Origin of the sequence: Streptosporangium sp. NPDC049248, assembly GCF_040678965.1 — a bacterium.
In the GTDB taxonomy this organism is placed as follows: Bacteria; Actinomycetota; Actinomycetes; order Streptosporangiales; family Streptosporangiaceae; genus Streptosporangium; species Streptosporangium fukuiense.
On the sequence record NZ_JBFAQY010000004.1, the window covers coordinates 248066 to 267003 of the forward strand.

An 18938-nucleotide genomic window follows, 5' to 3' on the forward strand; every position below is an offset into this window, starting at 1 on the left:
CCGGAGCCGGTCTTGGGGGGTCAGCCGGTGGCCAGGCCACTCGCCCAGGGGTAGCCCTTGAGGTAGGGGTCGGGCTTGATCGGCTCACCGGAGTTCCAGACCTCCTTGATGAGACCGTCGGGCTGGATCACCCCGATCCTGGCCGTCTTGTACATGTGCTGGTTCTCACCGTCGATGGTGACGAGGCCCTCGGGACGGTCCAGCGCGATGCCGCCCGCCGCCTTCCTGACCGCCTCGACCTCGACGCTGCCGGCCTTCTTGACCGCCTCGGCCCAGAGGTAGACGGCGTTGTACCCGGCCTCCATCGGGTCGGAGGTCACCTTGTCCGCGCCGTACTTGGCCTTGAACGCGGCGACGAACTTCTCGTTGGCCGCATTGTCGGTGGTCTGGTAGTAGTTCCAGGCGACGGGGTGGCCGGCGATGTTGTCGACGCCGATGCCCTTGACCTCCTCCTCGGCGACGCTCACCGACAGCACGGGCATCTTCTCCGCGGTGACCCCGGCGCTGCTGAGCTGCTTGAAGAAGGCGACGTTGCTGTCACCGTTGAGGGTGTTGAAGACGGCGTCCGGCTTGGCCTGGAGGACCTTGTTGGTCAGCGTGCTGTACTCGGTGTGGCCGAGCGGGGTGTACTCCTCGCCGAGGATCTCCATGTCGTTCGCCGCCGCGTACGCCTTGATGATCTTGTTGGCGGTCCGGGGGAAGACGTAGTCGCTGCCGACCAGGAAGATCTTCTTCTTGCCCTGTTCCTTGAGATAGTCGAGGCCGGGGATGATCTGCTGGTTGGTGGTGGCGCCGGTGTAGAAGATGTACGGCGAGCTCTCCAGGCCCTCGTACTGCACCGGGTACCACAGCAGGGCCTTGCTCCGCTCGAAGACCGGCAGCATCGCCTTGCGGCTGGCGGAGGTCCACCCACCGAAGGTGGTGGCGACCTTGTCCTGGCGGATGAGCTTGGTGGCCTTCTCCGCGAAGGTGGGCCAGTCGGACGCGCCGTCCTCCACTACCGGGACCAGCTTCTTGCCGAGCACTCCCCCGGCGGCGTTGATCTCCTCGATGGCGAGCAGTTCCGCGTCCCTGACGGTCACCTCGCTGATGGCCATGGTGCCGCTCAGCGAGTGCAGGATGCCGACCTTGATGTCCCCCTCACCGCCGCTCGCGGCGGCCGCGTCCTTGTTCGCAGGGGCTTCACCGCCGCAGGCGGTCAGCGTCGCGACCAGTGCCGCGACGGCCACCGCGGAGCACCATGCTGTCTTCCTCAATGACTTTCCTCCTTGCCGGTACGGCCCCCGCACCGATCTATCTGCCGCCAAGGTGACTGAGTGAGGTTTCCCGCCTAGTTCGCGGTTGTTAATTGCGCCTTACCGGGATATCACCGCCGTGACAGGACGCGGCGCCGCGAATAACCCCCGAATATTTGTCCTGATAAATCAACAAATTTCGTGATATTAACTTCAGAACGCCTCGGCGGGCCCGCAAGGAAGGAGCGCCGATGGACGGTTCCTCCTCTTTCGCGCAGCTCACGTCCTCTGGAAACAGGCATGACATCAACGCGCAACGTCACCGAAACCGCCGGTTCCTATGGTCCGGGCATGCGGCTCACACCACACGAGCAGGAACGCCTGCTCATCCACGTCGCCGCCGGTCTCGCCCGCGACCGCAGGTCACGTGGCCTCCGGCTCAACCACCCCGAGGCCACCGCGATCATCGCGTCCTTCCTCATGGAGGGGGCCAGGGACGGGCGGACCGTCGCCGAGCTGATGGAGGCGGGGCGCAAGGTACTCTCCCGCGACGACGTCATGGAGGGGGTGCCCGAGATGCTGTCGTCCGTGCAGATCGAGGCCACCTTCCCCGACGGCACCAAGCTCGTCACCGTCCACCAGCCGATCCCGTGACCACAAGGAGCGGTGAGCGCCGATGACACCCGGCGAGATCCTGTACGGCGACACGCCCATCCCGCTCAACCCGGGCCGCGAGCGCGTCACCGTCCGCGTCGTCAACACCGCGGACCGGCCGATCCAGGTCGGCTCGCACTACCACTTCTCCGCGTGCAACCCCGGCCTGGAGTTCGACCGCCAGGCGGCCTGGGGCACCCGGCTCGACGTCCCCGCGGGTACGGCGGTGCGGTTCGAACCCGGTGTGGAGCGCGACGTGACCCTCGTGCCGATCGGCGGGCTGCGGATCGTCCCCGGTCTCCGTCCCGAATGGGCCGGACCTCTCGACGGGAGTCCCGGTGTTCATTGAACGATCCCGCTACGCCGCGCTCTACGGCCCCACCGTCGGGGATCGGATCAGGCTGGCGGACACCGACCTGCTCATCGAGGTCACCGAGGACCTGTCGACGGGCCCCGCTGGAGCGGGCGACGAGGCGGTCTTCGGCGGTGGCAAGGTCATCAGGGAGTCGATGGGCCAGGCCAGGACCACCAGGGCCGAGGGTGCGCCCGACCTGGTGATCACCGGTGCGGTGATCCTCGACCACTGGGGCGTGGTCAAGGCGGACATCGGCGTCAGGGACGGCCGCATCGTGGCGATCGGCAAGGCCGGAAACCCCGACACCATGGACGGAGTCCATCCGGACCTGGTGATCGGCCCCTCGACCGAGATCCTGGCGGGCAACGGGAAGATCCTGACCGCCGGGGCGATCGACTCCCATGTCCATCTGATCTGCCCGCAGATCCTCGACGAGGCCCTCGCCGCCGGGGTGACGACCATCGTGGGCGGCGGCACCGGACCCGCCGAGGGCACCAAGGCCACCACCGTCACCGGCACCTGGTACCTCGCCCGGATGCTGGAGTCTCTCGACTCCTACCCGATCAACGTCGCGCTGCTCGGCAAGGGCAACACGGTCAGCCGCGAGGGGCTGCTGGAACAACTCCGCGCCGGGGCCTCAGGTTTCAAGCTGCACGAGGACTGGGGCACCACCCCGGCCGCCATCGACGCCTGCCTGTCGGTGGCCGATGCCACTGGCACCCAGGTCACGATCCACACCGACACCCTCAACGAGGCCGGGTTCGTGGAGTCGACGCTGGCGGCGATCGGCGACCGGATGATCCACGCCTACCACACCGAGGGAGCCGGCGGCGGGCACGCACCCGACATCATCCGGGTCGCCTCCTACGGCAACATCCTGCCGTCCTCGACCAACCCGACCCGCCCGCACACCGTCAACACGCTCGACGAGCACCTCGACATGCTGATGGTCTGCCACCACCTCAACCCGTCCATCCCCGAGGACCTGGCGTTCGCCGAGTCCCGGATCCGGCCGTCCACGATGGCGGCCGAGGACATCCTGCACGACATGGGCGCGATCTCGATGATCGGCTCGGACTCTCAGGCGATGGGCCGGGTGGGCGAGACGATCATCCGGACCTGGCAGACCGCGCACGTGATGAAGCGCCGCCGGGGGGCTCTGCCGGGTGACGGCCCCGCCGACAACCACCGGGCCCGACGCTACGTCGCCAAGTACACGATCTGCCCGGCCGTGGCCCACGGTTTGGACGGCGAGGTCGGCTCGGTGGAGACCGGCAAGCTGGCCGACCTGGTCCTGTGGGACCCGGCCTTCTTCGGTATCAAACCGAACCTGGTGGTCAAGGGCGGTGTCATCGCCTACGCCCAGATGGGCGACGCGAACGCCTCCATCCCGACCCCGCAGCCGGTCATGCCGCGCCCGATGTTCGGTGCCGCCCCGGTCACCGCCGCAGCCACGTCCGTCCACTTCGTCGCCCCGCAGGCGATCGAGGACGGCCTCGCCGACCGGCTGGCCGTCCGCAGGCGCCTGCTGCCGGTGGCCGACGTCCGCCGCAGGGGCAAGGAGAGCATGCCGCTGAACGACGCCATGCCCAGGATCGACGTCGACCCCGACACCTTCGCGGTCAGCGTCGACGGCGACCTGATCGAACCCGCCCCCGCCGAGACCCTGCCCATGACCCAGCGCTACTTCCTGTTCTGACCCCCGCCCGGCCGAAGGGAGCCCCAGTTGAACGCCGCGCTGCTGCTACTGGCCGACTCCCGGCTGCCCGCGGGGGGGCACGGCCACTCCGGTGGCGCCGAGGAGGCGGTCAGGATCGGCGCGATCCGCGACCTTGCCGGCCTCGCCGCCTTTCTGCGGGGCCGACTGGCCACCGCGGGCCTGGTGACGGCCGCCCTCGCCGCCGCGGCCTGCGATCTCGGCGCGTCTCCCGCCGCGGCGACCGGCCGCTCGGAGTGGACGCGGCTGGACGCGGAGGCGGACGCCAGGATCTCCTCGCCCGCCCAGCGGGAGGCGAGCCGCACCCAGGGCAGGCTGCTGCTACGGACCTCGCGGAGGATCTGGCCCTCCCCGGTGCTCGACACGCTGGCCGGGGCCCTGCCCCAGGGCGCCCACCACCCCCTCGCGCTCGGCGCGGTGGCGGCCGTGGCGGGATGCTCCCCCGCCGAGGCCGCCCTGGCGGCGGCCTACACCTCCGTCACCGGACCCGCCACGGCGGCGGTACGGCTGCTCGGCCTCGACCCCGTCGCCGTCCACCGACTGCTCGCCGATCTCGCCCCGGCCGTGGAAAGGGCCGCGGCCACCGTCCCCACCGGCGGGGAGGCCCGCTGGGAGGCCTGCTGGGAGGCACTGCCCGCGCACGCCTCCCCCGCGCTCGACCTGCTCGCCGAACACCATATTCGTGCAGATATGCGGCTTTTCGTCTCCTGACGACCACCTGGAAGGACGGTGACCCACATGGGCGCCAACCACGACGACCACCACCACGCGGCCGACCCTGGCGGCCGGGCGTTACGCCTGGGCATCGGAGGCCCCGTCGGCAGCGGCAAGACCGCGCTGACCGCGGCGCTGTGCCGGACGCTCGGCCCGTTCATGCACCTGGGCGTGGTCACCAACGACATCTACACCACCGAGGACGCCGACTTCCTGCGCAGAGCGGGCGTGCTCGACCCGGAGCGGATCGTCGCCGTGCAGACCGGGTGCTGCCCGCACACCGCTATCCGGGACGACATCGCGGCCAACCTCGACGCGGTGGAGACCCTGGAGGAGCGGTTCGGCCCGCTCGACCTGGTGATCGTGGAGAGCGGCGGGGACAACCTCACCGCCACCTTCAGCAGGGGCCTGGCCGATCGGCAGATCTTCGTGCTGGACGTGTCCGGCGGCGACAAGGTCCCGCGCAAGGGCGGCCCCGGCGTGACGACGGCCGACCTGCTCGTGATCAACAAGACCGATCTGGCCACGATGGTCGGCGCGGACCTCACGGTCATGTCACGCGACGCGGCGGCCGTCCGGGACGGCAAACCCGTGCTTTTCACCTCGATCAGGGAGGATCCACGAGCGTACGCGGTCTCCGAATGGGTCACCGGGCTCGTCGAGTCCTGGACCCACGAGCACTCCCACGCCTGAGTCATGTCCCTCACCAACCCGGTCCCCGCGCCCGTCCTGCCCGCTCCGGCGCCGGCGGAGTCCGTACCACGGCCGGAGCGGGCAGGTCGGCGGGCGATGAGGGCGCGGGCGGCGATCGCCACCCGGCGGGACGCGGCCGGCCGGACCGTCCTCGCCACGATGCGTTCCGGCCCACCGCTCACGCTGCGGGCGACCGCGCCCGGCCGGGTGCACCTGGTGTCCACCGCGGCGGCTCCGCTGGGCGGTGACGACCTGGCCCTCGACATCGAGGTGGCGCCGGGAACCGAACTGGAGGTGCGGTCGGTCGCGAGCACCCTGGTGCTGCCCGGCCCCGCCGGGGCCGAGTCACTGATGACGATCACGGCCCGGGTCGGCGCGGGCGCCTCGCTCAGGTTCGCGCCGGAGCCGACGGTGCTCGCGGCGGGCTGCCTGCATCGCATGGTCGTCCGGCTCGACCTGGCCGAGGACGCACGGGTGCGCTGGCGCGAGGAGATCGTCTTCGGCCGGTACGGCGAGCGCCCCGGACGCTGCCACTCGCGCTTCGACGCCGTTCTCGGAGGGGGCCCGCTGCTCCGGCAGGAGTTCGTGGTGGGCGACGCGGAGATCGACGACAGTCCCGCGGTCTACGGCGACGCCCGTTGCGTGGGCAGCGTCCTGGTCACCGGCCGGGCACCGGAGACGGTGGTCGGCCAGGGCTGGGCCGTCCTGCCCCTGGCCGGGCCGGCCACCCTGGTCTCCGCGCTCGGCCGGGACGCCGTCGAGCTGCGACGACGGCTCGGGCACGGGGAGGAAGCCGTCACCGGCCGCCGCTGAGAAGCACGGCCGCGGTTGCCGGAGCCCGGCCGCACGCCCCCGCCGGGACCCGTCAGTCGTAGAAACCCAGGCGGCGGAGCTGCTTGGGATCTCGCTGCCAGTCCTTGGCGACGCTGATGCGCAGGTCGAGGTAGACGCGGGTGCCGAGGAGCGCCTCGATCTGCCGGCGGGCGCGGCTGCCGACGTCCTTCAGCCGGGAGCCCCTGTGCCCGATCACGATGGCCTTCTGGGACGGACGCTCGACGAACATGTGAGCGTAGATGTCGAGAAGGTCGTCACGCCCCTGTCTGGGCAGCATCTCGTCGACGACCACCGCGATCGAGTGCGGCAACTCGTCACGCACCCCCTCCAGGGCCGCCTCCCGGATCAGCTCGCCGACCAGCACCTGCTCGGGCTCGTCGGTGAGCTGTCCTCCCTCGTACAGCGGCGGGCTCTGCGGCAGGCGCTGGACCAGCACGTCGGCCAGCACGTCGAGCTGCTCACCCGACTGCGCGGAGACCGGCACGATGTCATCGAACTCGGCGAGCTGGGAGACCGCGAGCAGCTGCGCGGCGATCTGCTCGCGGGCCGCCAGGTCGCACTTGGTCACCACGGCGACCACCGGGGTCTTCTTGACGCCCGCGAGCTTCTCGGCGATGAACCGGTCACCCTTGCCGATGGGCTCGTTGGCGGGCACGCAGAAGCCGATCACGTCGACCTCGGTGAGGGTGGAGAGCACCAGGCTGTCCAGCCGCTCACCCAGGAGCGTGCGGGGCCGGTGCAGGCCCGGCGTGTCGACGATGACGAGCTGGGAGTCGGGGCGGTGCACGATGCCACGGATGGCCCGGCGGGTCGTCTGTGGCTTGGAGGAGGTGATCGCCACCTTCGTGCCGACCAACGCGTTCATCAGCGTGGACTTGCCGACGTTGGGCCGGCCGACGAAGCAGGCGAAACCGGCATGGAAATCAGCAGCTGAGGAACTCACGTCAACCATTGTCGCCGATACCGGACTCAGCTCTGACGCGGTGTCCCGTCAGGACCGGCCACCAGCAGGGTCTCGGCACCCAGGTCGCGGACCGCCCGCCGGTCGTCGTCGGAGGGCCCCGCACCCGCGGTGACCAGCGCGGCCGCCTCCAGCGACTCCGCTCCACCGGACACCGCCATCGCCACGGCGACCTGGATCGCCGACAGGGTCAGCGACGGCAGCGCCACATTGGTCGCCGAGTAGGTCCGGCCCGTCTCGTCCCGTACGGCCGCGCCCTCGGCGGCTCCGTTGCGTGCACGGGTGGACCGGGCCAGCACGATGATCTTCTTGTCCTCGGGATCGAGGGTCGCGTCACTCACAGCACAAGGGTATTCAGCTCCCGGTGCCAAGGACGACACCGGTGCGGCCCCGGCACCAAAAAAACACAGGTGCGGCCCCGCTCAGGCTGCGACCTCGTCGACCAGCAGGCGGGCGAGCTCACGGGTGCGCTCGACGTCGACGTCCCTGACACCGGCGTGCACCAGTGAGATCAGGGTGTGGCCGCTGAGGGCGAACACCAGGTGCATCTCGTACGGATACCCGTTCAGCCTGCCGTTCAGCCGCCTGGCCTGCACCTCGTCACCGACCCCTGTCAGGTTCAGGGGGGATACCCGAAGAGCGGTGCCGCGGCCCGCCACCTGGGCGCGTGCGACCGGACAGCCGCTCAGTGCCTGCGTGAGCTCGTTGAAGTGAAGTTCGGCGTCGTCACCGTGGTAGGAGGCCAGACCGAACCCGGCCAGCTCCCCGACCCCGTCACCCTGGTAGGTCACGGCCGCCCGCGCCCCCAGTGCCCGCTGCGGCGGCCTGCCTCCCGCGGTGTCGAGAACGAGCCGGCAGTCCTCGTTCACCGGCTGGAACGGGGCGCGCCAGCCGTCACGCGGACGGGCCGAGAACCCGTCGGGCAGCGCTCGCGCCTCGTCGAGCACTCCCCGCAGCCGGTTCAGCTCCGCGGCGCCGTCCATCGCGTCGCCGGGCCCCGCTCCGCCACCGCATCCGGCTGCGCCGCCCGCGATAAATCCACATAACACCGCAAAAACGACAATATTCATCCCCCGCGTCATGAGCATCCCCCCGATGTCATGTGCGAGGCGTCTCGTCCCCGCCGACTCGCTTTCTTCCCCGTCGGCAAAAGCGGCAATCATTAAGAAACGCCTAAGGGTGCCCTCAACCGTATTTCACGGTCGAGAACACCCCTAAGCGAGTGACGCAGGACAGCCACGAAGCCCGCGTGAACTCTTCTCCCCCGTGGGCCGACCCTCGCGCCGCGAACCCCTCCGGACGCGGAGATCTCCCACCGGCTCCCGCGCGACCAGGTGCCGTACGAGAAGCATCGCCCGTACCGCTTGCAGAGCACTTGCGGACGACTTGGGGCGAATCCACCGCCCCGGCCCGTCACTGGTCGGGGAAGGCCGAAACCGAGTCGGGCTCCACGGGGGCGATCCTGGTGACGAGGACCGTGCCGATCCGGTTGCGACGCCCGGCGAGGCTCTCGGCCGTCAGGCTGAGACCCTCCACCACCGCCTGGGAACCGGCGATCGGCACCCGGCCCAGCGCGTGCGCCAGCAGCCCTCCGACGGTCTCGACGTCGTCGACCTCCAGCTCGATGCCGAACAGGTCTTCCAGATCGTCCACCGGGAGCCTGGCGGTCACCCGCACCGCGCCGCCCTCAAGCGGCTCCACCCTGGGGACCTCCTGGTCGTACTCGTCGGTGATCTCACCGACGATCTCCTCCAGGATGTCCTCGATGGTGACCAGACCGGCCGTGCCACCGTACTCGTCGATGACGATGGCCTGGTGGATCTGGCGGGCCTGCATCTCACGCAGCAGCTGGTCGATCGGCTTGCTCTCCGGCACGTAGGTGGCCGGGCGCATGATGGACTCCACCGGCTCGGCGCGCCCGTCGTCACCGGTGTCCTGCACCCGGCGCGCGATGTCCTTGAGGTAGGCGATGCCGATGACGTCGTCCTCGTTCTCGCCGACCACCGGAATCCTGGAGAAACCGCTGCGCAGCGCGAGGGACATGGCCTGGCTCAGCGTCTTGCCGCGCTCGATGAACACCATGTCGGTGCGGGGCACCATGACCTCGCGGACCAGGGTGTCGCCGAGCTCGAAGACCGAATGGATCATCTCCCGCTCGTCGGGCTCGATGACCCGGCGCTCCTCGGCCAGATCGACCAGGTCCCGCAGCTCGGCCTCGGAGGTGAAGGGGCCCTCGCGAAAGCCCTTGCCCGGCGTCACCGCGTTGCCGAGCAGGATGAGCAGCTTGGGCAGGGGGCCGAAGATCCGGGTCAGGCCGTACACCACGGGGGCGCTGGCGAGCGCGATGGGCTCGGCGTGCTGGCGGCCCAGCGTGCGCGGGGAGACTCCGACGATCACGTAGCTGATGACGATCATGACCGCCGCCGCCGCGGCGTAGGCCCAGCCCTGGTCACCGAGCCAGTCGATGAAGAGCAGCGTACCGATCACCGTGGCGATCAGCTCGCAGCTCAGCCGGAGCAGGAGCAGGAGGTTCAGGTAGCGCGGCGGGTCGGCGACGATGGCCTGCAGACGCACCGCGCCCCGGCGGCCGTCACGGACGAACTCCTCCGCGCGAACCCTTGAGATGCGGGTCAGAGCCGTCTCCGCGCTGGCGATCAACCCGCCGACCACGACGAGGACGACGGCGGAGAACAACCACCCGTTGGCGAGGTTCACCGCTGGGGGCGCACCTCCTGCCACGACTCCAGAAGCTCGCCCTGAAGGCCGAACATCTCCTTGTGCTCCTCAGGCTCCGCGTGGTCGTAGCCGAGCAGGTGGAGGATGCCGTGCGTGCACAGCAACTCCAGCTCGGCCTCGGTGCCGTGCCCGGCCTCGGCCCCCTGCTTGGCGGCCACCTGCGGGCAGAGCACCACGTCACCGAGGAGCGCCGGGTCGGTGGGTGAGTCACCCTCCTGCCGCGCCCCCGCGCCCGGACCCGGCCGCAGCTCGTCCATCGGGAAGGCGAGCACGTCCGTGGGACCCGGCTCCCCCATCCACCGTTCGTGCAGAACCGACATGGTCTCCTCGTCGACGACCAGGATCGACAGCTCGGCGAGCGGGTTGATGCCCATCCGCTCCAGCACATGCCCGGCCAGCGAGACGATGAGTCCCTCGTCGATCTCGACACCGGACTCGTTGTTGACCTCGACGCTCACAGCTCCCCCCCTGTCTCCCACGTGCCGAGCGACCCGGCCCGCGCCCCGCGCCGGAGTCGTCCCGCGCTCATGTCCTCTCCCGGGGACGCTGCTTGACCATGCCCTTGATCTGCTGCGGCGCGCTCTGGCGCTGCGTCTCGTCATAGCGCCCGTACGCGTCCACGATGTCGCCCACCAGCTTGTGGCGCACCACGTCGGCGCTGGTCAGACGGCTGAAGTGGATGTCAGAGATGCCTTCGAGGATGTCCTGGACGACCCGCAGACCGCTCTGCGTGCCGTTCGGCAGGTCGACCTGGGTGACGTCACCGGTGACGACGATCTTCGAGTTGAACCCCAGCCGCGTCAGGAACATCTTCATCTGCTCCGGCGAGGTGTTCTGCGCCTCGTCCAGGATGATGTAGGCGTCGTTGAGGGTGCGGCCCCGCATGTAGGCGAGAGGGGCCACCTCGATCGTGCCCGCGGCCATCAGCCGGGGGATCGACTCGGGATCGAGCATGTCGTGCAGCGCGTCGTAGAGCGGGCGCAGGTAAGGATCGATCTTCTCGTAGAGCGTGCCCGGCAGGAAGCCCAGCCGCTCGCCCGCCTCGACCGCGGGGCGGGTGAGGATGATCCGGTTGACCTTCTTCTCCTGGAGGGCCTTCACGGCCTTCGCCATCGCGAGGTAGGTCTTGCCCGTGCCGGCCGGGCCGATGCCGAAGACGACGGTGAACTTGTCGATCGCGTCGACGTACCGCTTCTGGTTCACGGTCTTCGGGCGGATGGTCCGGCCCCGCGAGGAGATGATGTCCAGCGAGAGCACCTCGGCGGGACGTTCGGAGGTCATCCGCAACATGGCGATGCTGCGCTCGACCGCGTCGACCGTGAGCTGCGCGCCTCCGCGGACGAGTTCGGACATCTCCTCGAAGAGCCGCACCACGGTGCTGCTCTCCTCCGGGCTGCCGGTGACGGTGATCTCGTTGCCCCGGACGTGGATGTCGGCGCGGAAGGCGCCCTCGATGACGCGCAACAGCTCATCGCGCGAGCCCAGCAGGCTGACCATCGACTGATCGTCCGGAATCACCACCTTCGCCTGAGTCCGGCTGGAACCCCTGGATCTCGGCGACGTTCTGCTGGAATCGTTTGTCTCGGACATGAGCTGGCCTTACGGCCTGTTCGCCTCCAGATATAGGCGTGGAACTTCAACGCCATCGTATCCGTGATCGCCAGGATCGCGCTTGCCGGTTTTCAGCCGGGCGGCCACTTCAGGCCCCGCCCCCCGATCACGTGTCCGTGCACGTGGAAGACGGTCTGACCGGCCTCGGGTCCGGTGTTGAACACCAGCCGGTAACCCGATTCCGCGACTCCCTCCTGACTGGCGACCGCGTGCGCGGTCTTGAGCACCTCGTCGGCCAGCCCCTGGTCGGCGGCCGCCAGCGCCGCGGCGTCCCGATGGTGCTCCCTGGGGACCACCAGCACATGGGTCGGCGCCTGGGGGTTGACGTCGCGGAAGGCCAGCGTGCGATCGGTCTCATAGACGATCTCCGCGGGGATCTCCCCGGCCACGATCTTGCAGAACAGGCAGTCGGCTTCGCTCACCATGCAGGCACCTTACCGCCGAGGACGTTGCGAATCGGTGATGGTTCCCGCCAGCAAACAAAGATCCGCCCGGATATGGTGGTTGTGCAAAACTTCAACCAAGACAGCCTTTGCGCACAGCACCATACGGCCGCCTGGCGAGGACACGACTGGGTCATGCCCCTTAATGAACCGGAAGAGCGTAAACCCTCTGGGAAGGCCGAGCGTCCCACTGATGTGACCACCGAGACCCTCGTGGCAGACAGATCGCTCGGGGCGGCGCCCGTCGGATGGGATGCCGACATGGCCGTTACCGCGCTCTACAGCGCGCACTATCGGTCTCTTGTCCGTCTCGCCGTACTGCTCGTTCGCGACATGGCGACCGCGGAGGAGGTCGTGCAGGACGCGTTCGTCGCCATCCACGGCGCCTGGCGCCGCCTGCGCGACACCGACAAGGCACTGGCCTACCTGCGGCAGTCGGTCGTGAACCGATCACGTTCGGTGCTTCGGCACCGGGCGGTCGTCGAGAAGTACGCGCCCAAGGGCATGCCCGACGCGCCGAGCGCCGAGAACGGGGCGATCGGCGAGTTCGAGCGGTCCGCCGTCATCGAGGCGCTCCGCGGGCTGCCCGCGCGCCAGCGGGAGGCCCTGGTCCTGCGCTACTACGGAGACCTGTCCGAGGCGCAGATCGCCCACGCGATGGGCATCAGCAAAGGCGCGGTCAAGAGCCACACCGCTCGCGGCATGGCCGCCCTACGAACCTCACTGGAGCAACTGTCATGACCGACTCCCCGGATGAGTACGGCGAGCTGCTCCGCCGTGCGCTCAGCGCGGAGGCGAACTCGGTCGTTCCCTCCCCCGACGGGCTGGAGATAATTCGTGCCCGCATCGAGCGACGCGGGTTCCGCTGGCTGACGTGGTGGCGGACCGGGGCCTCCGTCGCCGGTGCGCTCCTGGTCGCGGCGACCATCGTCATGGTGGTCCCCCAGTTCCGCGAACAGGTGATCCCCCAGGTGAGCACCGGCACGGTCAACTTCACCGAGTCCACTCCCCCTCCGGACGGATCAGCCACCTCAAGGCCCCCGGCTCCGCCCCAGCCGTCGTCCGGCCCCGCCCAGCTCCCCGCCGTCGGCAGGTCGGAGGCGGGCAGCCCCACGCTCCCGCCGACGCCCACGCCGTCCAGGAGCACCACGCCCAGCACGAGGCCGACCTCCAGGGCGACCCCGGCACCGTCGACTCACAGGCCGACGCCGACGCCCACCTGCCCCACCCCCCTCGACGACCCGCCGGTCGACCCCAGCGGGATCTCCAAGCAGTGCGAGGAGGCCGAGGCGACCCCCACGCCGACGAAGACGAGACCGTCGGCTCCCTCGGAGAGCCCGTGCTCGGCCGACGAGTGCGGGCCGTCGGATGACGCGTCGCCCCCGATGCCGACGGAGGCGAGCATCCCCGCGCCGACCCCGGTCAGCGGCTAGACCCTCCTGTCCGGCCGACCCCGGCGTGCCGAGGATCGGCCGGACGGCCCCTCCCGAAGAGGAGGAGCCGCGACGTGCCGGCGCCGGCCCGGCAGACGGAGGGCACAGGGCTCAGGGCCGCCGGCCAGGGGTCACCAGCGGCCGCTGCGTGTCTGGAGCACCGCCGCCGCGACGACCCCGGCCGTCGAGGTGCGCAGCACCGTCGGCCCGAGCAGCGCCGGTACCGCCTTGGCCTCGCGGAAAACGGCGATCTCCTCCTGCGACACCCCGCCCTCCGGGCCGACCACCACGACGATGTCGCCGCCCGCCGGGAGCGGCAGACCGGACAACGGGGAGGCGGCCTCCTCGTGCAGCACGACGCCGAGCGCCGCCGCCGACAGCAGGGCGGCGACCCCGGCGGTGGACGCGAGCCCGGTCACCTCGGGCAGGCGGAAGCGACGTGACTGCTTGCCCGCCTCACGCGCCGTGGAGCGCCAGCGGGCCAGCGCCTTGGCCGCCCGCTCGCCCTTCCACTGGGTGACACACCTGGCCGCGGCCCAGGGAACGATCACGTCCACCCCCGCCTCGGTCATCATCTCCACGGCCAGCTCGCCCCGGTCGCCCTTGGGCAGCCCCTGGACCACGACCAGACGCGGAGACGGCACGGGCACCTCGTGACGGCGCAGTACCTGGACCCGGAGCGAATCCCTGCCCGCCTCGATCACCACGCACTCGGCGACGGAGCCCGCCCCGTCCGTCAGGTCGAGCCGCTCCCCGGCCCGCAGCCGCCGTACGGCCGCCGCGTGGCGCCCTTCGGGGCCGCCGAAGACGAACTCCGGCCTGGCCAGGTCGGCGGGTTCGGCCAGGAAGACCGGAACGGTCATGAGCCGTCGGAGCGGGCCGCCCCGGAACGGCCCCTGCCGCCGCGACGTGCGCGGGGACGGTCCGGGTCAGCGGCCATTGAAGGCGTCCCGCAGCCGGGAGAAGAAACTCTGCTGCCCGGGGGCGAACTTGCCGGGCGGGCGCTCCTCGCCGCGGAGCTTGGCGAGCTCCCTCAGCAGCTCCTCCTGTGTCGCGTCGAGACGGGAGGGGGTCTCCACGTTCACGTGGATCAGCAGATCGCCACGGCCGGTCTCGTTCAGACGCTGCACACCGCGGCCGTAGAGCGGGATCGTCTGCCCCGACTGCGTACCGGGACGGATGTCCAGCTCCTCGGCTCCGTCGAGCGTCTCCATGGTCAGGATGGTGCCGAGCGCGGCCGCGGTCATCGGGATCTGCACCGTGCAGTGCAGGTCGTCGCCGCGCCGCTCGAAGATCTCGTGGGGGCGCTCGACGATCTCCAGGAACAGGTCGCCGGGCGGGCCGCCGCCTGGACCGATCTCGCCCTCTCCGGCGAGCTGGATGTGAGTACCGTCCTCCACCCCGGCGGGGATGCGGACCTTGATGGTCCGCCGGGTACGGACCCTGCCGTCACCGGAGCACTCCTGGCAGGGGTTGCGGATGATCGACCCGAAGCCGCCACACTGCGGGCAGGGCCGTGAGGTCATGACCTGACCGAGGAAGGAGCGGGTGACCTGGGATACCTCACCCCGGCCATGACACATGTCACAGGTGTCGGGGTGGGTGCCTGCGGCGGCGCCCGACCCCGTGCAGACCTCGCAGACCACCGCGGTGTCGACGACCAGCTCGCGGGTCGTGCCGAAGCCCGACTCGCGCAGGTCGAGCTCGACCCGGATGGTGGCGTTGCGTCCGCGACGGGCACGCGAGCGGGGTCCACGCCCGCCGCCGCCACCGGCCGCGCCGAAGAAGGCGTCCATGATGTCGCTGAACGGGAAGCCGGCACCGAAGCCACCGGCCCCCGCGCCGCCCGAGGCGAACGGGTCGGCCCCCATGTCGTACATCTGCCGCTTGCTGGAGTCGGACAGGACCTCGTAGGCCTGTGTGATCTCCTTGAAGCGCTCCTGAGTCTCGGGGTCGGGGTTGACGTCAGGATGCAGTTCGCGCGCCAGACGTCGGTACGCCTTCTTGATCTCTTCCGCACTGGCGTCACGGCGCACCCCGAGGGTGCCGTAGTAGTCGCTCTTAGCCACTTTTCGTTGACCTCTTATGATGCAGCCAGGATCTGGCTGACGTAGCGTGCCACCGCGCGCACCGCGCCCATCGTGACCGGGTAGTCCATCCGCGTCGGGCCCAGCACACCTAGCCGGGCCAGTTGCTTGTCCCCAGAACCGTATCCGGCGGCGACGATCGACGTGCCCTGGAGTCCGGTGTAGGGGTTCTCCGAGCCGATCCGCACGGTCAGCGCCGACAGGTCGGAGGTCTCACCGAGCAGTCGCATGAGCACGACCTGCTCTTCCAGTGCCTCCAGCACATCGCGGAGCCCGACCGTGAAGTCGGCTCCCGCGAGGTTGGCGGCCCCGGCAAAAACGATCTTCTCATCGTGCCTGTCCACCAGGGACTCCAGCAGCACGGACAGGATCGTGGCCGCGAGCGGCCGATCCTCGGCGGGCAGCCGCTCCGGCAGGTCGGCGACCTTGTCGGGAACGCTGGTGAGCCCGCACCCGTCAAGGGAGGTGTTGAGCATCGCTCGCAGATGGGCCACCCGCTGCTCGTCCACGACGTCGGGCAGCTCGACCACACGCTGCTCCACCCGGCCGGTGTTGGTGATGAGCACGAACATCAGCCGGCGCTCGCTCAGCGGCACCAGCTCGACGTGCCGGACCGTCGAGTTGGTCAGTGTCGGATACTGCACCACGGCGACCTGCCGGGTGAGCTGGGCAAGCAGCCGCACCGTCCGCATGACGACGTCGTCGATGTCCACCGCACCCGCGAGAAAGCTCTCGATGGCCTTGCGCTCCGCGCTCGACAGGGGTTTCACCTGCGAGAGCCGATCAACGAAGAGCCGGTAGCCCTTGTCCGTGGGCACCCGACCGGCGCTGGTGTGAGGCTGGGCGATGTAGCCCTGCTCCTCCAGCACCGCCATGTCGTTACGGATCGTCGCCGGGGACACTCCCAGACTGTGCCGATCCGCGAGAGCCTTCGAACCCACCGGCTCGTTGGTGGACACGTAGTCCTCGACGATGGCGCGAAGCACGGCGAGCTTCCGGTCGTCGACCAACGTGGTCACCTCCCTGCCTGCGTTCAGATGGGAAACACGAGGTCTGGCACTCTGTGTTCCCGAGTGCCAAGTGTACGGCCCCCGTACGGAAGGCGCGATAAGCAAGAGGTGCGGATGATGACGCCAAGCCATTGGCAAGTCAACTGCTATCGCGTTTCAACCGGTTACCGCCACAATTCGTACATGTCCAATGATTTTGGTTCTTTTCCGGGCGACGCCTCCCGCGGCCCCGGTTACGGCTCCCCCCAGCAGCCGTATGGTCAGCAGCCCCACCAGAACGGTCCCTCCTACGGTTACGCACCTCCCGGCTACGGCGCCCCGCAGAGCCCGCCCCCCAGCGGGAAGATCAAGCCCGGTATCGGATGGATCGTCGGGGTGTGGCTGCTCGCCCTGGTCAGCATCATCGTCGGCATCGGCGGTTTCGCAGGTGGCGTGCTGGGCGCGGTCACCAGCGCGGCGCCGACGAAGACGTTCGCCCCCGGCGAAAACACGACGGTCACGCTCGACCCGGCCGACAAGCCCGCCATCTATGTCTCCACCAGTGGACCCACCAATTTCGAGTGCACGCTGACCGGCGGCACCGGCACGCCCAGCCTGCAGAAGCCGCTCGTCCAGCAGACCGTGTCGGGTTCCGACGGCGTCGTCTGGGAGATGGGCCTGCAGATCGGCGTGGAGCAGGCGGGCGACTACCAGGTCAACTGCACCGCCGACCCGGCGGAGGGCACCACGTTCGGCGTGGGCCGGGAACTCGCCGCCGGATCACTGGTCGGCGGGGTGATCGCCCTGTTCGCGGTGCCCGGCATCGGGATCCTGCTGGCCATCGTCGTGACGATCGTCGTACTGGTGAAGCGGAGCAACGCCCGCAAGCGCCGGGCCGCCGCCTCGGCGGGGCAGTGGGGAGCACCGGGGCCCTACGGCAGGTGACCGCGGCGTTTGCTAGCGTCCCACGTGATCCCTTGCGAGAGACGGTGGGCGGTCGGTGATGTACGAGCGTGACGTTCTGGCGGGAGACTGGCGGCGCCCCCGCAGAGGGGAGATCCCCCGGATTCCCGCCGAGCTCGACCTGGTCGTCGAGGACGCCGACGGCGGCTTCTGCGGTGCCGTGGTGGCCTGCGACAAGGAGGCCGTCACCCTGGAGGACCGCTTCGGCCGTCGGCGGGTATTCCCGCTGGAGCCCGCCGCGTTCCTCCTGGAGGGCAGGACGGTGACGCTCGTGCGCCCGGCCGCCGCGCCACGTGGCCCCAGGCGGAGCGCGTCGGGCTCCATCGCGGTGGAGGGCCTGCGGGCCCAGGTGGCCAGGGAGAGCCGGATATACGTCGAGGGTGTGCACGACGCCGCGCTCGTGGAGAAGGTCTGGGGCCACGACCTGAGGGTCGAGGGTGTGGTGGTGGAGTACCTGGAGGGGGTCGATCACCTGCCCGCCATCGTCGAGGAGTTCGGCCCGGGCCCCGGCCGCCGCCTGGGTGTGCTCGTCGACCACCTGGTCCCCGGTTCCAAGGAGAGCCGGATCGCCGCGCGGATCTCCTCTCCGCACGTGCTGATCGTCGGGCACCCGTTCGTGGACGTCTGGCAGGCGGTCAAGCCGCACACGCTCAAGATCTCCTCCTGGCCGTCGGTGCCGCGCGGCGTGCCCTGGAAGGAGGGCGTCATCGCCGCGCTGGGCTGGAAGACGGAACCCGGCGACGCGTGGCGCCGCATCCTCGGATCGGTCACGACATATGCCGACCTGGAGCCCGAGCTGCTCGGTCCGGTCGAAGAGCTGATCGACTTCGTCACGGTTCCCGGCGAGGATGGCTAGGCCGTCAACCCATCAGGAGGGGCCATGAGCGAGAACCTTGGGGATTCACCGGGCGAGGACCGGACGGAGCGCATCGGCGATCCTCCGCCCGGCCACACGACGCCCGGCTACACGACGCCCGGCTACACGACGCCCGGCCACACCATGCCCGGCCAGAGCGCCCCGCCGCCCGGCCAGGGCTACCGGCAGTCGGGCCAGGGCCATCCCACTCCCCCGTACGACCCGAGCGGTTACCGCTACCAGAGCGGCTACCAGGATGGTTACGCCCGGTACGGCGGGTACGGCCCGGTGGGGTACGGCTACCAGGCGCCGCCGGGGACCTACGGCCCGCGGCCCGGCAGCGACGACACCACCATGGCGATGCTCGCCCACCTGCTGGGTCTGCTGACCAGCTTCGTCGGCCCGCTGGTGCTCTACCTCGCCAAGAAGGACGAGTCACCCTACGTGCGGGACCAGGCCGCCGAGGCCCTCAACTTCCAGCTCACGGTGTTGATCGCCTACTTCGTCTGCATGATCCTGGCGTTGGTGCTCATCGGCTTCGTGCTGATGCTCCTCCTCTGGATCGGGTCGATCATCATGATGGTCATCGCCGCGGTGGCGGCCAACCGGGGGGAGAACCACCGCTATCCGATGAGCATCCGCTTCGTCAGCTGACCC

At 69.9% G+C, this 18938-nt stretch carries 22 protein-coding genes; 11 read left to right on the forward strand and 11 right to left on the reverse strand.

The window, feature by feature from the left end; genetic code table 11:
* Window positions 1-20 precede the first annotated feature (20 nt).
* Complete coding sequence (gene urtA / locus AB0K21_RS10360) at window positions 21-1256, reverse strand: urea ABC transporter substrate-binding protein (protein WP_364149155.1); 1236 nt, start codon at window positions 1254-1256, stop codon at window positions 21-23.
* 330 nt (window positions 1257-1586) lie between these two features.
* On the opposite strand from urtA, the gene AB0K21_RS10365 reads away from it, so the two are divergent.
* The 6 genes from AB0K21_RS10365 to AB0K21_RS10390 are packed head-to-tail and all read left to right on the forward strand — an operon-like array spanning window position 1587 to window position 6181.
* A complete protein-coding gene (locus AB0K21_RS10365) occupies window positions 1587-1889 on the forward strand; it encodes an urease subunit gamma (RefSeq protein ID WP_343978549.1) in 303 nt (100 codons plus the stop codon).
* Window positions 1890-1911: 22 nt separating this feature from the next.
* A complete protein-coding gene (locus AB0K21_RS10370; RefSeq protein ID WP_030903960.1) occupies window positions 1912-2238 on the forward strand; it encodes an urease subunit beta in 327 nt (108 codons plus the stop codon).
* Complete coding sequence (locus AB0K21_RS10375; RefSeq protein WP_343978555.1) at window positions 2228-3943, forward strand: urease subunit alpha; 1716 nt, start codon at window positions 2228-2230, stop codon at window positions 3941-3943. The genes AB0K21_RS10370 and AB0K21_RS10375 overlap by 11 nt, the downstream gene beginning before the upstream one ends.
* A 27-nt stretch (window positions 3944-3970) precedes the next feature.
* Complete coding sequence (locus AB0K21_RS10380; protein WP_364149158.1) at window positions 3971-4672, forward strand: urease accessory UreF family protein; 702 nt, start codon at window positions 3971-3973, stop codon at window positions 4670-4672.
* 27 nt (window positions 4673-4699) lie between these two features.
* Complete coding sequence (gene ureG, locus AB0K21_RS10385) at window positions 4700-5368, forward strand: urease accessory protein UreG (RefSeq protein ID WP_343980018.1); 669 nt, start codon at window positions 4700-4702, stop codon at window positions 5366-5368.
* 3 nt (window positions 5369-5371) lie between these two features.
* Window positions 5372-6181 carry an urease accessory protein UreD gene (locus AB0K21_RS10390; protein ID WP_343979817.1) on the forward strand — a complete coding sequence of 270 codons (810 nt, stop codon included), beginning with the start codon at window positions 5372-5374 and terminating at the stop codon, window positions 6179-6181.
* 52 nt (window positions 6182-6233) lie between these two features.
* Here AB0K21_RS10390 and era read toward each other — a convergent pair whose 3' ends face one another.
* The 7 genes from era to AB0K21_RS10425 form a co-directional block, all read right to left on the reverse strand.
* On the reverse strand, window positions 6234-7154 hold the full coding sequence (gene era, locus AB0K21_RS10395) for a GTPase Era (RefSeq protein WP_343979821.1): 921 nt from the start codon (window positions 7152-7154) through the stop codon (window positions 6234-6236).
* A 17-nt stretch (window positions 7155-7171) separates the two neighbouring features.
* The gene (locus tag AB0K21_RS10400; RefSeq protein ID WP_343979824.1) at window positions 7172-7504 is read right to left on the reverse strand and encodes a cytidine deaminase; all 333 of its coding nucleotides are present in this window, start codon (window positions 7502-7504) and stop codon (window positions 7172-7174) included.
* Window positions 7505-7585: 81 nt separating this feature from the next.
* Window positions 7586-8212 (reverse strand): hypothetical protein, encoded by a 627-nt coding sequence (locus AB0K21_RS10405; protein WP_364149160.1) that lies wholly within the window; start codon window positions 8210-8212, stop codon window positions 7586-7588.
* 364 nt (window positions 8213-8576) lie between these two features.
* The gene (locus AB0K21_RS10410; protein ID WP_364149162.1) at window positions 8577-9878 is read right to left on the reverse strand and encodes a hemolysin family protein; all 1302 of its coding nucleotides are present in this window, start codon (window positions 9876-9878) and stop codon (window positions 8577-8579) included.
* Window positions 9875-10357 carry an rRNA maturation RNase YbeY gene (ybeY, locus tag AB0K21_RS10415; RefSeq protein ID WP_343979833.1) on the reverse strand — a complete coding sequence of 161 codons (483 nt, stop codon included), beginning with the start codon at window positions 10355-10357 and terminating at the stop codon, window positions 9875-9877. The genes AB0K21_RS10410 and ybeY overlap by 4 nt, the downstream gene beginning before the upstream one ends.
* Window positions 10358-10424: 67 nt before the next feature.
* Window positions 10425-11489, reverse strand: coding sequence for a PhoH family protein (locus AB0K21_RS10420; protein WP_364149164.1), 1065 nt, complete (start codon window positions 11487-11489; stop codon window positions 10425-10427).
* A gap of 92 nt (window positions 11490-11581) precedes the next feature.
* Entirely contained in the window at window positions 11582-11932 is a 351-nt protein-coding gene (locus AB0K21_RS10425; RefSeq protein ID WP_364149410.1) for a histidine triad nucleotide-binding protein, read from the reverse strand.
* A 282-nt stretch (window positions 11933-12214) separates the two neighbouring features.
* Between AB0K21_RS10425 and AB0K21_RS10430 the strand changes: the two genes are divergently transcribed.
* Together AB0K21_RS10430 and AB0K21_RS10435 are read left to right on the forward strand one after the other, a co-directional pair.
* Window positions 12215-12694, forward strand: a complete 480-nt coding sequence (locus AB0K21_RS10430) for a SigE family RNA polymerase sigma factor (RefSeq protein WP_043655278.1) — start codon at window positions 12215-12217, stop codon at window positions 12692-12694.
* Complete coding sequence (locus AB0K21_RS10435) at window positions 12691-13386, forward strand: hypothetical protein (RefSeq protein ID WP_343979842.1); 696 nt, start codon at window positions 12691-12693, stop codon at window positions 13384-13386. The genes AB0K21_RS10430 and AB0K21_RS10435 overlap by 4 nt, the downstream gene beginning before the upstream one ends.
* A 131-nt stretch (window positions 13387-13517) precedes the next feature.
* Here AB0K21_RS10435 and AB0K21_RS10440 read toward each other — a convergent pair whose 3' ends face one another.
* The 3 genes from AB0K21_RS10440 to hrcA all read right to left on the reverse strand — a co-directional run bounded on the left by AB0K21_RS10440 (window position 13518) and on the right by hrcA (window position 16483).
* Window positions 13518-14249, reverse strand: a complete 732-nt coding sequence (locus tag AB0K21_RS10440; protein WP_343979845.1) for a 16S rRNA (uracil(1498)-N(3))-methyltransferase — start codon at window positions 14247-14249, stop codon at window positions 13518-13520.
* A 66-nt stretch (window positions 14250-14315) separates the two neighbouring features.
* Entirely contained in the window at window positions 14316-15455 is a 1140-nt protein-coding gene (gene dnaJ / locus AB0K21_RS10445) for a molecular chaperone DnaJ (protein ID WP_343979848.1), read from the reverse strand.
* A gap of 14 nt (window positions 15456-15469) precedes the next feature.
* Window positions 15470-16483: a heat-inducible transcriptional repressor HrcA gene (gene hrcA / locus AB0K21_RS10450; protein WP_030903995.1), complete on the reverse strand. Its 1014-nt coding sequence runs from the start codon at window positions 16481-16483 to the stop codon at window positions 15470-15472.
* A 183-nt stretch (window positions 16484-16666) separates the two neighbouring features.
* On the opposite strand from hrcA, the gene AB0K21_RS10455 reads away from it, so the two are divergent.
* The 3 genes from AB0K21_RS10455 to AB0K21_RS10465 are packed head-to-tail and all read left to right on the forward strand — an operon-like array spanning window position 16667 to window position 18935.
* On the forward strand, window positions 16667-17407 hold the full coding sequence (locus AB0K21_RS10455; protein WP_343979851.1) for a hypothetical protein: 741 nt from the start codon (window positions 16667-16669) through the stop codon (window positions 17405-17407).
* A 58-nt stretch (window positions 17408-17465) separates the two neighbouring features.
* Window positions 17466-18281, forward strand: a complete 816-nt coding sequence (locus AB0K21_RS10460; protein ID WP_343979855.1) for a DUF3097 domain-containing protein — start codon at window positions 17466-17468, stop codon at window positions 18279-18281.
* Between the two features lie 24 nt (window positions 18282-18305).
* Complete coding sequence (locus AB0K21_RS10465) at window positions 18306-18935, forward strand: DUF4870 domain-containing protein (protein ID WP_364149167.1); 630 nt, start codon at window positions 18306-18308, stop codon at window positions 18933-18935.
* Window positions 18936-18938: the final 3 nt, after the last annotated feature.